We start from the raw sequence: 15038 nt of genomic DNA on the forward strand, positions 1-15038 counted from the left end.
TCCGGTCAGATTGCCATGGCTGCGCGGACGTCCGCCTCGGATTCGGCTCCGCCCACGCCGGTGGACGTGATGCGGCCGGCCTCGAGAATGTAGTAGTTCTGCGCAGACTCGAGTGCGAAGCCGATGTGCTGTTCCACCAACAACACTCCGAGGCCTCCGCGTCGGGTGAGTTCGATGACGGTGCGTTCGATCTCGGCGACGACCGACGGCTGGATGCCCTCGGTCGGCTCGTCCAGGATCAACATCCGCGGTTCGGTGATCAGTGCCCGCGCGATCGCGAGCTGCTGGCGCTGACCGCCCGAGAGCAATCCCGCTCTGCGACCGAGCAATTCCTTCAACGCCGGAAAGAGATCGAGTGCCTCGTCGACGAGAGCTTTACCGCGCTTGCGGCCGTCGGCGACGACCTGCAGATTCTCGGCCGTGGTCAACTGGCCGAACGACTGTTGACCCTGGGGCACGTACGCGAGTCCGCGGGCGACGCGGGCGCTGGGACGCAACGCGCTCACGTCCTCACCGTCGAACATGACCTTGCCGGAATTGACCTTGAGCAATCCGACCGCTGCCCGCAGCAGAGTGGTCTTGCCCGCGCCGTTGTGTCCCATCACCGCGGCCACACCGTCGGCCGGAACCGTCAGCGAAGCACCGTGAATCACCTCGCTGCGGCCGTAACCGGTACGCACATCGACCAGTTCAAGCATGACCGGCTCCTTCTTCTGCGATCTGTTCGAGTTCCTCGCCCGCCGCTGCGGTGCCGAGATAGACCTCTTGGACCTTCGGATCGGCCTGTACCTCGGCCACTGTGCCCTCGGCCAGAACGCGTCCGGCAGCCAACACCGTCACCGAGGTGGCGAACATGCGCATGAAGTCCATGTCGTGCTCCACCACCACCACGGTCCGCTCACCGCCGATGCGTTGCAGCAGCTGACCTGTCTCCTCGCGTTCCTCGTGACTCATTCCGGCGACCGGCTCGTCGAGTAGAAGCACATCGGCGTTCTGCACCAACAACATTCCGATCTCGAGCCACTGCTTCTGACCGTGCGCGAGAATTCCCGCGGGTTTGTCACGCTCGGCCGTCAGACCGATGGTCTCGAGAGCCTCCTCGATGGCAGGCAGCACCGATCCGCGACGACGCAACATCGTCAGCACCGATCGTCCGGATCCGGCGGCTATGTCCAGGTTCTGCAGCACCGTCAGATTCTCGAAGATGCTGGCGGTCTGGAAGGTTCGGCCGATGCCGAGGCGCGCGATCTGATGCACCTTCTTGCCCAGCAGTTCCACGCCGGATTTGGTGACCGAGCCGGTCGCCGGGACGAGGCCGGTGATGGCGTCGATCAGCGTGGTCTTGCCGGCACCGTTGGGTCCGATGAGAAAGCGTAGATCGCCCTGCATCAGCGTCAGATCGACGTTGGTGTTGGCCTTGAAACCGTCGAAACTGACTGTCAGGTCGCGTACTTCGAGGTACTGACTCGACATGCCGGCGTTGCCGCCGAACGTGGGCTGCGGACCTTCGACATGGATCATCGCGTCAGTTCCTTCTCTGGCTCTTCGCTCGGTTCGGGAACCGGTTCGGATTCCTTCTTTCGTTTGCGCAGCGCGAACAGTCCTGCGATACCGGCGGGGAAGAACCCGACGACCACCACGAACAGCAGCCCCTGCGCATACGTCCAGCCCGACGGGAACTGCTCGGACAGTGTGGTCTGAGCCCAGGCGACGCCGAGCGCGCCGAGGACCGGGCCGAGCAGGGTGGTGCGACCGCCGATCGCGACACCGATGAGGAACGCGATGGACGGGACGATGCCGACGTCGTTGGGGGAGATGATGCCGACGATCGGAACGAACAGTGCGCCCGCGAGACCCGCGAAGAACGCGGCGGCCACGTAGGCCACGATCTTGACGTTGGCGGGGTCGTACCCGAGGAACCGCACCCGCTCCTCCTGATCGCGCACCGCCACCAACAGCTCGCCGTAGCGCGAGTACATCAGCTGGCGGGTGATGGCGACGACGACGAGCAGTACGCCTGCGGCGATGAAGAACAGCATCTGCTTGTTCGCAGGGTCGTTGAGGTTGAACCCGAAGAACGTACGGAACCTGTTGAGACCGTTGGATCCACCGGTGCTCTGCTGCCCGATGAGCAGAATGGCGAACGCGGCGGCGAGTGCCTGGCTGAGGATCGCGAAGTACGCGCCCTTGACTCGACGCTTGAACACGCCGAGACCGAGCACCAGTGCCACCAGGGCCGGCACGAACAGGATGCCCAGGATCGTGGTGATCGGCGAGGTGAACGGCACCCAGTACGAGGGCAGTTCGCGAATTCCGGCGATCGACATGAAGTCCGGTACGTCGTCACCACGCAGATCGGCGTCGGAGATCTTCAGGTGCATGGCCATGATGTAGGCACCGATGCCGAAGAAGACACCCTGCCCGAGGGTGAGCATTCCGCCACGCCCCCATGCCAATCCGATTCCGACGGCCACGATGGCGTAACAGATGAACTTGCCCAGCAGGTTCAGCCGGAAGTCGCTGAGGACGGCCGGAGCGACGGCGAACAACAGAATCGCGGCGAGCGCGAATCCCAGTAGAGCGCCGCGCTTGGCGATGAACTCGCTCATACCAGGCTCCTTGTCTTGACGGCGAACAAGCCCTGCGGGCGGGCCTGCAGGAAGATCACGATGAGCACGAACACGATGACCTTGGCGATCGACGCTGTGGTGCTGTACTCGATGAACGAGTTGAGGATTCCCAGAGCGAAGGCGGCGATGACCGCACCCTTGATCTGGCCGAGGCCGCCGACGACGACCACCAGGAAGGCGTCGATCAGATAGCTTTGTCCCACAGTGGAACTGGTGGAACCGATCAGGGTGAGCGCGACGCCTGCGACACCGGCGAGACCGGAGCCGAGGAAGAACGTCGAGATGTCGGTCCTGCGGCTCGAGATGCCCGAGGTCTCCGCGAGATCGCGGTTCTGGACCACCGCACGGATGCGTCGACCCATCGCGGTCTTCTTCAATGCGATCGACAGCGCGACAACGGCGACGACCGCGAGGACGAGGATGAAGATTCTGGTCTTGGGCACCACGGCACCGAGGATGTCGACGCCACCGGTCAGCCATCCCGGGGACACGACGTTGACCGCCGGCGCTCCGAAGATGTCGCGAGCGAGCTGCTGCAGGATGAGTCCGACGCCGAACGTCACGAGCAGGGTGTCGAGTGGTCGGTGGTACATGCGCTGAATCAGCGTGACCTCCAACAACACTCCCATGGCACCACCGACGAGGAAGCCGACGATCAGAGAGATGAACAGTGATGCGCCGCCGGTGGAGACGATCTGCTGCACCACGTAGGCCGTGTACGAACCGGCCATGATGAACTCGCCGTGCGCCATGTTGATGACGCCCATCTGACCGAACGTCAGTGAGAGCCCGAGGGCGGCGAGCAAGAGAATGGATCCGATCGACAGGCCGGTGAACAACTGTCCGATCACGACGTCCATGGGGGAGCTCCTTCGGAGCATGTGAGTGGAACTTCGTAGCAGGCTACGAAGTTCCATTCACATGGGTGGTGGTCAGTTGAGGTCGGAGGCCCAGTCGTAGGTCTCGAGGAACGGGTCGGGTGCAATCGCTTCGGGGGACTCCCACACCGTGTAGATCAGTCCGTCGGGGCGGATCTCACCGATGCGGGCGGTCTTGGAGATGTGGTGGTTGTCGCCGTCGATGACGACCTCGCCCTCGGGAGCGGCGAAGCTGACACCGTCGGCCGCAGCCTGAATGTCGGCCACTGCAAAGGAATTGGCCTTCTCGACGGTGTTCTTCCACAGGTAGACCGAGGTGTAGGCGGCTTCCATGGGGTCCGAGGTGGGCTTGTCGGCACCGTACTTCGCCTTGTAGTCGGCGACGAACTTGGTGTTCTCCGGGCTGTCGACGGTCTGGTAGTAGTTCCAGGCGGTCAGCTGGCCCTCGATGTTCGCGGCTCCGATGCCCGCCACTTCCTCCTCGGCGATCGATACCGAGATGACCGGCATATCAGCCGCTTTGAGGCCGGCATTGGTGTACTCGCGGAAGAATGCGACGTTCGAGTCGCCGTTGAGGGTGTTGAACACCGCATCGGCGTCGGCCGAGCGCACCTTGTTGACGATGGTGGAGAAGTCGGTCGAGCCGAGCGGGGTGTAGTCCTCGCCCTTGATCTCGATTCCGTTGGCCGCGGCGTAGGCCTTGATCTCGCGGTTGGCCGTCTGCGGGAAGACGTAGTCGCTACCGACGAGGTAGAGGGACTTGACGCCCTTCTCTTTCAGGTAGTCCAGGGCCGGAATGATCTGCTGGTTGGTGGTGGCACCGGTGTAGAAGATGTTTTTCGACGCCTCGAGGCCCTCGTACTGCACGGGGTAGTAGAGGAGAGCGTCGTTGTCCTCGAACACGGGCAGCATCGCCTTGCGCGACGACGAGGTCCAACCGCCGAAAACGGCTGCGACACAATCGCTGCTGATCAGCTTCTCGGCCTTCTCGGCGAACACGGTGGGCTCGGACGCGCCGTCCTCGGCGACGACCTCGATCTGCTTGCCGTTGACTCCGCCCGCTGCGTTGATCTGCTCGACGGCCAACGCGATCGAATCACGCACCGTCACTTCGCTGATCGCCATGGTGCCGGACAGGGAGTTGAGCGAGCCGACCTTGATGGTGTCACCGGAGGTGTCGACACACGAGGTGGCAGAACCGCCGCCGCCATCGGCGGAGGTGGTGTCGCTCGCCTTGCTTCCGCACGCGGTGGCTACCAGGCTCAATGCAGCCAGCGCTGCGGGAACGACCATGACGCGCTTGAAGGACATGCGCTTCGAGACAGCAGGCATCTACGGCCCTTTCGGAGGTTTTGTATACGGAGTTGTATTCGCGATTGCGAACAGTAAAGGGAAGTTATTGCGTCGGTATGTTCTGCGGTCACGAGTCTGTTTCCCGCGTTACGCGGACGTAAATGCCGTGAGATGACAACTCCTCTTGACATTTTATGACAAGCAGAGTTGACTTTTGGGTATGCCCGGAACGAACAACGTTCGCGCGCATCGCAAATTGGCACGCATCACCCAGGCCGAACTCGGCAGCATCTGCGGGGTGAGTCGTCAGAGCATCGTCTCCGTCGAAGGCGGCGACTATGCGCCGAGCGTCTACCTGGCGCTGCGATTGGCGCGCGCACTCGATACGACGGTGGAAACACTGTTCGGAGACGAAGGAGAGTCCTCATCATGAGCGCATTCGTCAGAGCAGCCCGATTCGTCGGTGACCTCGACGACGAGTTCTACGCCGACGAGCTGCAACGTGACATCTGGAACGAGGCCTCGGCCGTCGGATTCCAGTCACTGCTGTGGATCGGGTTGATCGCGGGTGCGATCCTGCCCTATGTGGCGGGTGTCACCGGGGCGTGGGTGGCGATCGGGACAATCGTCGCGCTCCTCACCGTCGCCTACGTGGTCATCGGGTACGCCCGGGCTCGGGGGATCGATATGTACACAGTGCAGGAATTACGCCGCCCCCGGCTCATGGTCGGCTTGGTGCTGTATTTCCTGGGCTTCGGCGGAGCTGGTATTCGGCTACTGATTCATTACGGTGGCGGCAGCTTCGGGCCGGTGTTGTTCGGGGCCGCGATCGGTGCGCCTCTGGGGCTCGTCGCCGGCGCTGTGGGAATCAAGCGCAGACGGCGTCGCCGGCACGACGCCGAGCTCGCCGCCGAGAAGGCCGAACTGCAGGGCTTCGAGGAGACGGACTGATTCTGGCGCCGCGAATCAGCAGCGCGGAGTTTTACAGGGTGCAAAGATACGTAAAGATATCGGTTCGAACGGTCTGCTCGCAGATCCGCGGTACGGGAGGTATGTTCTGACCGATGACATCGAGATTCCCTGGATGTTTGCGGCTGTGGGTGGGCTGGTCGGAGGCGGGTTCGTAACGCGGACGGTTGCGCCCCCGATGTAAAGGAAGGCTCGGGTCGAGGCCGATGACGATGTGTGAAACCAATCCGTCTTCCATCGCGCCACGAACCAATAACGAGACCACGTCGGACGTTCACCTTCGGGTGGAGCACGCTAACAGGGAAGTCGAGGCCGTGCGCAGAGACAAGAGTTACCTCAGACTCGTCGGATCGAGCACGCCGCAGCCCACGATCGAGGCTCTCGGCGGACCGAAGACCATCACGGTTCACGTGGACAACGTCCTGCCGGGGCAGATGTGCGAAGTTCTGCACAACGGGATGCTGTCGTTGAGTCGGCGTGTGGTCGTGGACGAGAACGCCACCAGCATCACCATCACCACGTTCAACCTCAAGCAGGGTGAATACAACGTCTCACTGCGTTTCGACGGACGCCTGGACTGCGTGACCGAGGCGCACACCGTCACCGTCGGCGAGCAGCTCGAGGTTCGTCGCAGCTCGTAGGACCCGACTGTCAGCCGAGCTTTCTCGCCGAAGGCTGGTGCTGGGTGATGCAGTGGATCCCGCCGCCTCGCTCGAACAGTGGCCTCGCGTCCACGGTCACCACCTCTCGGCCCGGGTACGCGTCGCGCAGGATCGCTGCCGCGTCGGCGTCGGACGGGTCGTCGTAACTGCAGGCGATCACGCCGCCGTTGACGACCAGATGATTGATGTAGCTGTAGTCGACGAAGCCGTCGGCATCACGCAGTGTCCGCGGAGCAGGCACCTCGACGATGTTCCAGTCCTCACCCGAGCCGTCGTGAGTGGCACGCAAGGTGTCGACGATCAGTGAACTGACCTCGTAGTCGGGGTGAGCCCGGTCGTGTTGCCGATGCACCAGCACTGTTCCCGGCGACGGAATGGCCGCGACGATGTCGACGTGTCCGCGGGTACCGAAACGCATGGAATCGCGCGTCAGTCCGCGCGGCAGCCAGATGACGTGCTGCGCACCGATGGTTCGTGTTAGTTCCGCTTCGATGTCGGCTTTCGACAGTCCGGGGTTGCGGCCCGGGTCGAGCTGCACGGTCTCGGTCACCAACAGCGTGCCCGCGCCGTCGACCGCGATGCCGCCGCCCTCGTTCACTATCGGCGACGTGATTCGCTGTACTGCAGCCTGATTCGCGACGAATTCGCCGATACGGCTGTCCTTGTCCCACTGCGCCCAGTCCTGTGCACCCCAGCCGTTGAAGATCCAATCGATGGCGGCGACCGAACCGTCCTGTGCGTGAACGAATGTCGGACCGATATCGCGCATCCAGGCGTCGTTCAACGGTGCTTCGACGATGTCGATGTCGCGTGAGAGGTAGGTCGATGCCACGGCGCGTTCGGCGGGGTCGACGACGACGGTCACCGGCTCGAACGCGGCAACAGCGTGCGCCACGGCCGCCCACGTGGAGCGGGCCTCGTGCTTCGCCTCCGGGTCGTCTCCGAGGGAGTAGCCCTCGCACGGGAACGCCATCCACACCTTGTCCTGCGGAGCGGTCTCGGACGGCATGGTGAACGTCGTTGCAGTGGTTGTCATTTGATCACCGGAGTCGCGGGGTGTCCGTCACCGTACGGGGCGTCGGTGTTCACCGGTTCGGTGAGGCGACCGTAGGTGTCGGGTCTGCGTGTCAACAGGAACGGGAAGAGCTCCAACCATTCCCGACGCTGATCGAGGTCGAGATCCGCGACGAGGACGGCCGATTCGTCTCTGGGTGCCTGAACCAGGATGCGGCCGAACGGATCGGAGATGAACGACGAGCCGTAGAAGGTGATCTCGCCCTCGTCGCCGCAGCGATTGGGCACCACCATGAACAGGCCGCTCGAGATGCCATGGCCGGCGATGACGTGTTGCCACAGCGGTTGGGTGTCGAAGGCGGGGAACGACGGCTCGGACCCGATGGCCGTCGGATACGCGAGAATCTCTGCGCCGCCGAGCGCGTAACTGCGCGCGACCTCGGGGAACCACTCGTCCCAGCAGGTGGGCAGGCCTACTCGGGCACCGCCGAGTTCGGCCGGGGAGTACACGGGATACGGGTCCTCGGCCGGTCCGGCCCGGAAGTAGGTGTCCTCGTAATAGCCGGCCGAGATGGGGATGTGCAGCTTTCTGGTTCTCGCCAGCAGTTCGCCTGTCGGTGAGACCATGATGGCGGTGTTGTACCCCAATCCGTCTGCTGCCTCGGACTTCTCGTACAGCGAGGCATGGACCACGATGCCGTTCGCGGTTGCGGCCTCGGCGGCGAGCGTGAACGTGGGCCCGGTCAGCAACTCCTCGGCTTCGCTACCGGGGTTGGCTCCGGCCCGGGTGTCGGCGGGGTAGCGCAACAGGGTGATCTCGGGCAGGAAGACGACCTTCGCTCCGAGGTCCGCGGCTGTGGAGATGGCCTCGAGCAGTTCGGCTTTCAGTGCCGCGGCATCGGGGTTCCAGCGATGCTGCACCAGTCCGACGCGGAGCGGCGCGCGATCGGTCGGAGTGGTGCGGGTCAGGGCCTCGGGGGCGGCGAGATTGGTGAGTGTCAGCATGCTGATCTCCTGTTAAAACGAATGTGATTCGTTAAGTATCGTGGATGTCTGCCTCGAACGCAACAGATACGGGAGAAATGCTGTGGGACGACCGTCGGCACCCCTGCTCGACCTCGATCGCATCACGACGGCGGCCTTGACTCTCGTCGAAGAGTCGGGTGGATTCACCATGCCTCAGCTGGCCAAGAAGCTGAAGGTGAGTCCGTCCTCGCTCTACAACCACGTGTCCGGACGCGACGAGATCATCGAGTTGCTGCGGGGTCGGGCGATGTCCGAGGTGGAGATGCCGGAGGTCGGTGTGCCGTGGCGTGAGGCGCTCGCCTGGATCGCGCGCGGCTATCGAAACAGCTATGGACGCTACCCGCGGCTGATTCCACTGCTGACGGCTCAGGCCGTGAACAGCAGTGCTGCGTTCGGGATGTACAACACGCTGGCGCGGGTGCTGACAGACGCCGGCTTCGCGCCCGCAGACGTGCTCCGCATCATCACTGTGCTCGACAGTTACGTGTTGGGTTCGGCGTTGGATCTGGCCGCTCCCGAGGCACCGTGGCTCAGCAGCCGCGACGTGGAACCGGAACTGAGAGCTGCACTGGACACCGCGGGAGATCTGCGCGAGCGATCCGAGGATGCCTTCGAGTACGGGCTTCGAGCGCTGCTGGCCGGATTCGACCCCATGGCCTCGGACGTGCTCGACGGTTGAGCCGGTGGGAGCGGCGTTCCGGTGGGGCATCGAGCACTCCCGTCCCTGACGAAGGCCAGGGAGAGCGTCAGTCCTCGACGATCAGCGACGGAGTATCACGGCGGAGAATGTCGCCCTTGAAGAACTCCGGCTTGCGCAGTGCTACCACCGCCATGATGACCATGCCGAGAACGATGATGCCGACGCCGATGAGGAACACCATGCCGATTCCGAACAGCGATGAGCCGCTGCCGAATTCGGGATCCCAGGCATCGACCGAGGTCTGCACGAACACCACGGCCATGCCGACGCCACCGAGTAGCGGGGCGAGGAATTTGAAGAAGAAGTTGCGGGTGCTGGTGAACAACTCTTCACGGAAATACCAGACACAGGCGAATGCAGTGATGCCGTAGTAGAAGCAGATCATCAGGCCGAGCGCGGCGATCGTGTCGGTGAGCACGTTGTCGCTCACCACCCGCATCACGGCGTAGAAGCCGGCCGATGCCCCGCCTGCAACGAGCGTCGCGAAGCCCGGTGTGCTGAATCGCGGTGTGATGGAGGCGAACCGCTTCGGCAGGGCCTGGTAGTGACCCATCGCGAGCAACGTGCGGGCCGGCGAGATGAACGTGGCCTGCAGTGAACTGGCGGAGCTGCTCAACACGGCCAGGGACAGCAGGATCGCGAACGGACCCATCACCGGCCCGGCGAGGGCGGCGAACACGTTGTCGGTGGTGTCGGGATTCTGCAGTCCGTTTCCGGTGTCGCCGGTGCCGGCGAAGAGCAGGGTGGCCACTGCGGTGAGCAAGTACAGAACGATGATGAAGAACACCGTGACCAGCGCTGCGCGGCCGGGAATCTTTGCGCTGCCCGAGGTTTCCTCGTTGACCGTCAGACAGACGTCCCAACCCCAGTACATGAAGATCGACAGGGACAGGCCCGCGGTGAACGCGGAGAAGCTCGGGATGCCGAACGGGTCGAACCAGTCCAGGCTGAACGAGATGTCCTCGGCCCCGTCGCCCGCACCGACCTTGACGAACGCGGCCACGATGAACCACGCCATCACCAGCAGCTGGAAGCCGAGCATCGTGTACTGGACACGCTTGGTCTCCTGCATTCCGCGGTAGCAGAGCCACGCCGCCAACGCCATGAACACCAGGCACGTGACGATGTTGACGAGCTTGTTGCCGGTCAGGTCGGCCAAGGAGTCGTTGCTGGTGACCTGGGCGAGAAAGAGATAGAAGAAGTCGACGGCCACTCCGGCCAGGTTCGAGAGCACGATGATGGTTGCCGCGATCAGGCCCCACCCGCCCATCCAGCCGACGTACGGTCCGAAGGCCTTCGACGCCCACGTGAACGACGTGCCGCTGTCGGGTTCGGCTGCGTTGAGCTCTCGATAGCCCAACGCCACCAACAACATCGGGATGAAGCCGACGATGAAGATCGCAGGCAGATGGACCCCGACCTCGGTGACCGTCGGCCCGAGCGACGCGGTGAGCGCGTACGCGGGTGCAATGGTCGAGATGCCCAGGACCACACTTGCGAGCAACCCGAGCTGGCCGGCGGACAGGCCCTTGGACTCGACGTCCACTACCTTGTGCTCATTCATCGCCGGCCTCTCTCGGAACAACGATCATCGGAACGGGAACGACCCGAAGCATCTTGGCGGCAACCGATCCCAGGAAGAGACGGTGAGGCTGGGCGAGTCGAGACGACCCCACCATCAACACATCGCCGTCGTGCCAGTCGAGCGAAGAAGCGGCCTTCTCGATGCCGGAGCCCTCCGCCACCTTCAACTGCACGTCCGATCCCGCGGGCAATTCCGCTTGCACGGTGCGCAGCACCTCCTCGGCCTTGGCGAGACCGCCCTGTCCCTGCGCCGATTGCTCGTCCGCGGAAACGAGGGAGAGCAGGCGCAACGGCAACTCTGCGGTGACGGACAGGTCGGTGGCTGCCTCGATCAGTTCTGCTGCCCCCGGCCTGTTTCCGATGGCGCAGGTGATCTCCCTGATGCGCTGCGGCGGAGAATGCCGATACCCCCGCGGAGCCAGCGCGAGCGGCACATGCGCCACGTGCAGCAGATCGCTGGTGACGGTACCGATCGAATGGCGTCCGAGCAGACCGTCGCCGGCCGCACCGACGACGATCATGTACGCATCGGACTCCTCGTCGCCCTCGGTCGTTCCGCAGGCTCCACTCCTGGCCGCGTCGAGCAGACCCTGCGCGAAGGACTCGTCGAACAACAGGTGTGCGCGTGCCTGCACATCCTCGGGTACCAGCGTGAGTGCCTCGTCGAGCCAGCCGGTGGCCCGATCGATCAGTATGTCGTCGTACGCGGCCTCGACCGGCGCCTTGGACGGCACCGGACGCTCCTGCGGCAGCACCAGGCAGATGTCCAGCGATGCCTGCAGCGAACGCGCGAGCGTTGCGCCCAGGGCGATTCCGTCCGCTCCACTCGGTGTTGCCTGGTACCCCACGATCAGACGCATGGGCGGACCTTCCCTGAGGTTGGCGAGCTAATGGCAGGTGCTACCGGGATCGGTGTGGCACGACTTCGGCTCCGACGGTGCGACGTCGAGCGAGGGATTGCGATCGAAGAACCCGAACGGCTTGAGCCAGAACGAGACCGTGTCCGCGGGCATCACCGGCCAGTCCTCCGGCCGAGTGATGTGGTGGATGCCGAAGGTGTACCAGACGACGACATCGGTGTTCTCGATGCTGCGATCCTTTTCGGTCCACTCCGGAAGTCCGTGGTCGACGCCGCTCTGGTTGACGAACTCGCCGCTGGGCCAACGCTCGTCGGGTGAGTTCGGGGTGACCCAGACGGTGTGCCCGATCACCTGGGCGCGTTGGAAGATCGGCGACGCGGGATCGAACATCGACGGGATCGCCGCTCCCGGAACCAATTTGTACGCGGGCCGGGTGCCGAGGCCGTTGGTGACGTTGTCGTTGACGACCTTCCACGCCTTCTGGGTGTTCCAGTCGTAATCCTGCTTGCCCTCGGACTCGGTGGTCAGGGGAGTGTTGACCTGAGTCAGCGCGAGGCCGTAGGGATTGTCCGGGCCCATCGGAACGCGTTGCGTCTCACTGGCATAGACGGTGTTCTCGGTGCCGTCGATATCCAGATCGAGCCGGGCGACCAAGAAGTGCTGGTGATAGGGCGCGTAGGTCCGCTTGTCTACCAGCGTGCCCGACGGGTGCGTGCCGCCTTCGTCGAAGTGGGTGACCACCATGATGCCCGTCGCGCGAACCTCGCACTCGATGTTGCCGTCCTGATAGAACCGCCAATAGACGAGGTACTCGTAGTTGGCGACGGTTGCATGGAAGCTGACCGTGAGGCGACGCATCCGTCGGACTTCGGCCCCGGCGTCGTGATCGACGTGCTTCCACAGCACGGCGTTGTCTTCCTCGTGGATGCAGATCGCGTTGGTGATCGTGTACGGCTCACCCTTGCTGTTGTGCAGCACCGCGTCGAGGTAGCGGATCTCGCCGAGGCAGTCGCACCCGAGCTCGAGCGAGGTGGTCATGAAACCGAGACCCCACTCGCCGATGTCGAACGCGGTGCGTCGATAGTGATCCTCGGTGTGATCGCGATAGGGAACGACCATCTCCGCGAACGACATTCGATTGGCGACGGACCGCACGTTCCCGTTGTCGTTGTAGCTGACGGCATGCAGTGTCATGCCCTCGCGATAGTTGAATCCCACCCGCAGCGACCAGTTCTGCCACGTCAACTTGTTGCCGTCGAGGTCGAACGAGGGCCCGTCGGATTGAGTGATCTCGAGGCGCTTCAAGGGCGGGCGTGTGCTGGCGTTCCTGATTCGCTCCGGGATATGGCGAGGGACGTACTCGCCCATGATCTCCGGCCGCTCGACGCGATAGGTGTCCTCGATCTCGAGCAATTCCATCGTGTTCACGTCGATCACGCAGTGGAATCCGCCCACCGGTCCGGCGTAGGGATTGGCACCCTCCGCAGCTTTGACCCACGTGTCGGACCAACCGAGGCGTCGACCCTTGTACTTCTCGGGTGTCACCGCCTCGCCGTAGGTCCAGGTGTCCATGAACACCAGATCCAGATCGGTGATACCTCGATCGGCAAGGGCAGCAATCACATCGGGGTGGGCACGCAAGGCCGCATCGGCCTCCTCCCACTCGTCGACGGTGAAGTTGGGTTGCACGTCCGGGATGTTCGTCCACGATTCGGTGGTGCGATCGTCCAGTGACACGACGGCCTTGAAGGTGCTGTTCTCGGCGCGGTTCAACACCACCGAAACTGCTCGACGGGCAGGTACGGTCCCGGCCACGTCGAACGCGGCGATCTCGGGCTTGGACGGTTCGATCATCTCGATGGAGGCATAGCGCCAGCCGTCGCCGACGCCGTGATCGCGGCCGAGAACCTCGGCCACAGTGGCGAATTCGTCGCTGGACAGGGGATCGAGTGGGTGGAAGGTGCTCTGCGGTGAGGTCATGCGATGGTCTCCGTCGAGCTCATGACGTGCTTGATGCGGGTGTAGTCCTCGACGCCGTACGCCGAGAGGTCCTTGCCGTAACCGGAGTACTTGAATCCTCCGTGCGGCATTTCCGCCACCAACGGGATATGGCAGTTGACCCAGACGGCACCGAAGTCCAGAGCTGCCGAGATGCGCAGTGTGCGAGCATGATCGGAGGTCCAGACGCTCGACGCGAGACCGAAGTCGACGTCGTTGGCCAGCGCGATCGCCTCGGCCTCGTCGGTGAACTTCTGCACCGTGAGCACCGGGCCGAATGTCTCTTCCTGCACGATGGGGTCGGACTGCTGCACGCCCGTGATGATGGTGGGCTCGAAGAAGAAACCCTTGTCGCCGATGCGCTTGCCGCCGGTGACGATCGTGGCATGCGCGCCGATGCCGTCGACCTTGGTGCTCACCTGACCGAAGTGATTGATGTTGTTCAGTGGGCCCAGGAAGGTATCGGGGTCGTCGGGGAGGCCGACCTTCAGTGTCTTCGCCTTGGCGACAAGCGCTTCGACGAGAGTGTCGTGCACGGACTCGTGGACCAGGACGCGGGTGACGGCGGTGCAGTCCTGGCCGGCATTGAAGAACGCGGCCTCGGCGATACCGTCTGCGGCCTTGCTGATGTCGACGTCGTCGAACACGATTGCCGGAGCCTTGCCGCCGAGTTCCAGATGCGCGCGCTTGAGCTGCTTGGCGGCGGCCACGGCCACTGCGATGCCGGCGCGGACGGAACCGGTGATCGACACCAGGCCGGGAGTCTTGTGCTCGACGATCGCGGCACCGGTGCCGCCGTTGCCGAGGACGACGTTGAGCACACCGTCGGGAACGATGCCCTTGGACAGCTTCGCGAGCACCAACGTGCTCTCGGGAGTGGTGTCACTGGGCTTGAGGACGATGGTGTTGCCGGCGGCCAGCGCAGGACCGATCTTCCAGATCGCCATCATGAACGGGTAGTTCCACGGGGTCACCTGGCCGACGACACCGATCGGTTCGCGTCGAACATAGGAGGTGAAGCCGTCCATGTACTCGCCGGCCGACTTGCCCTCGAGCATCCGGGCCGCGCCCGCGAAGAAGCGAATCTGATCTGCACCGACGGTGACTTCCTCGGCGGCGATGGTGGCCTTGGGCTGGCCGGTGTTGCGGCTCTGCGCTTCGACGATCTCGTCGCTGTGCGCCTCGATGGCGTCGGCGAGCTTCAGCAACACCTTCTGCCGTTCGCCCGGCGTCGTTTTGCCCCAGGTCTCGAATGCGCTGGCAGCGGCCGACATCGCGGCCTCTACATCGGCGGCGTCGGAAATGGGGGAGTGGGCGACGATCGACTCGTCCACCGGGCTGATCACATCGAGCATCTCGGTGCCCGAGGGCGTCACGAATGCCCCGTCGATGTAGTTCTGCAGGACAGGCACCGTCATCACTGA

15 protein-coding genes are annotated in these 15038 nt (G+C 63.8%); 4 read left to right on the forward strand and 11 right to left on the reverse strand.

The genetic code is table 11. From position 1 onward, the window contains the following. Positions 1-5 precede the first annotated feature (5 nt). From urtE to urtA, 5 genes are all read right to left on the reverse strand, one after another. Positions 6-698, reverse strand: a complete 693-nt coding sequence (gene urtE, locus CH271_RS03515) for an urea ABC transporter ATP-binding subunit UrtE (RefSeq protein WP_037186821.1) — start codon at positions 696-698, stop codon at positions 6-8. Next, positions 691-1521, reverse strand: coding sequence for an urea ABC transporter ATP-binding protein UrtD (urtD, locus tag CH271_RS03520; protein WP_037186823.1), 831 nt, complete (start codon positions 1519-1521; stop codon positions 691-693). The genes urtE and urtD overlap by 8 nt, the downstream gene beginning before the upstream one ends. Next, positions 1518-2609: an urea ABC transporter permease subunit UrtC gene (urtC, locus tag CH271_RS03525; RefSeq protein ID WP_037186825.1), complete on the reverse strand. Its 1092-nt coding sequence runs from the start codon at positions 2607-2609 to the stop codon at positions 1518-1520. The genes urtD and urtC overlap by 4 nt, the downstream gene beginning before the upstream one ends. Next, positions 2606-3490, reverse strand: a complete 885-nt coding sequence (gene urtB / locus CH271_RS03530; protein ID WP_037186827.1) for an urea ABC transporter permease subunit UrtB — start codon at positions 3488-3490, stop codon at positions 2606-2608. Before urtB ends, urtC begins: the two co-directional genes overlap by 4 nt. 72 nt (positions 3491-3562) lie before the next feature. After that, on the reverse strand, positions 3563-4840 hold the full coding sequence (gene urtA / locus CH271_RS03535) for an urea ABC transporter substrate-binding protein (RefSeq protein WP_094632664.1): 1278 nt from the start codon (positions 4838-4840) through the stop codon (positions 3563-3565). Positions 4841-5021: 181 nt separating this feature from the next. Between urtA and CH271_RS03540 the strand changes: the two genes are divergently transcribed. From CH271_RS03540 to CH271_RS03550, 3 genes are all read left to right on the forward strand, one after another. After that, a complete protein-coding gene (locus CH271_RS03540; protein ID WP_094632665.1) occupies positions 5022-5234 on the forward strand; it encodes a helix-turn-helix transcriptional regulator in 213 nt (70 codons plus the stop codon). Then, entirely contained in the window at positions 5231-5752 is a 522-nt protein-coding gene (locus CH271_RS03545) for a hypothetical protein (protein WP_094632666.1), read from the forward strand. The genes CH271_RS03540 and CH271_RS03545 overlap by 4 nt, the downstream gene beginning before the upstream one ends. A gap of 332 nt (positions 5753-6084) precedes the next feature. Beyond that, positions 6085-6411 (forward strand): hypothetical protein, encoded by a 327-nt coding sequence (locus tag CH271_RS03550; RefSeq protein ID WP_143545999.1) that lies wholly within the window; start codon positions 6085-6087, stop codon positions 6409-6411. Positions 6412-6421: 10 nt separating this feature from the next. Here the strand turns inward: CH271_RS03550 and CH271_RS03555 are convergent, their stop codons facing one another. Together CH271_RS03555 and CH271_RS03560 are read right to left on the reverse strand one after the other, a co-directional pair. After that, positions 6422-7468 (reverse strand): agmatine deiminase family protein, encoded by a 1047-nt coding sequence (locus CH271_RS03555; protein ID WP_179274745.1) that lies wholly within the window; start codon positions 7466-7468, stop codon positions 6422-6424. After that, positions 7465-8451, reverse strand: a complete 987-nt coding sequence (locus CH271_RS03560; RefSeq protein WP_094632668.1) for a nitrilase-related carbon-nitrogen hydrolase — start codon at positions 8449-8451, stop codon at positions 7465-7467. Before CH271_RS03560 ends, CH271_RS03555 begins: the two co-directional genes overlap by 4 nt. A gap of 82 nt (positions 8452-8533) precedes the next feature. Here CH271_RS03560 and CH271_RS03565 point away from each other — a divergent pair, with 82 nt between their 5' ends. Then, positions 8534-9151 (forward strand): TetR/AcrR family transcriptional regulator C-terminal domain-containing protein, encoded by a 618-nt coding sequence (locus tag CH271_RS03565; protein WP_256986174.1) that lies wholly within the window; start codon positions 8534-8536, stop codon positions 9149-9151. 67 nt (positions 9152-9218) lie between these two features. Here CH271_RS03565 and CH271_RS03570 read toward each other — a convergent pair whose 3' ends face one another. The 4 genes from CH271_RS03570 to CH271_RS03585 are packed head-to-tail and all read right to left on the reverse strand — an operon-like array spanning position 9219 to position 15032. Further along, on the reverse strand, positions 9219-10736 hold the full coding sequence (locus tag CH271_RS03570) for an APC family permease (protein WP_037186847.1): 1518 nt from the start codon (positions 10734-10736) through the stop codon (positions 9219-9221). Further along, positions 10729-11616 (reverse strand): universal stress protein, encoded by an 888-nt coding sequence (locus CH271_RS03575; RefSeq protein ID WP_094632669.1) that lies wholly within the window; start codon positions 11614-11616, stop codon positions 10729-10731. Before CH271_RS03575 ends, CH271_RS03570 begins: the two co-directional genes overlap by 8 nt. 27 nt (positions 11617-11643) lie before the next feature. Beyond that, complete coding sequence (locus tag CH271_RS03580) at positions 11644-13596, reverse strand: primary-amine oxidase (protein WP_094632670.1); 1953 nt, start codon at positions 13594-13596, stop codon at positions 11644-11646. Continuing rightward, a complete protein-coding gene (locus CH271_RS03585) occupies positions 13593-15032 on the reverse strand; it encodes a gamma-aminobutyraldehyde dehydrogenase (RefSeq protein WP_094632671.1) in 1440 nt (479 codons plus the stop codon). Before CH271_RS03585 ends, CH271_RS03580 begins: the two co-directional genes overlap by 4 nt. Positions 15033-15038: the final 6 nt, after the last annotated feature.

This window comes from Rhodococcus sp. 05-340-2 (genome assembly GCF_002258915.1).
Taxonomy (GTDB): domain Bacteria; phylum Actinomycetota; class Actinomycetes; order Mycobacteriales; family Mycobacteriaceae; genus Rhodococcoides.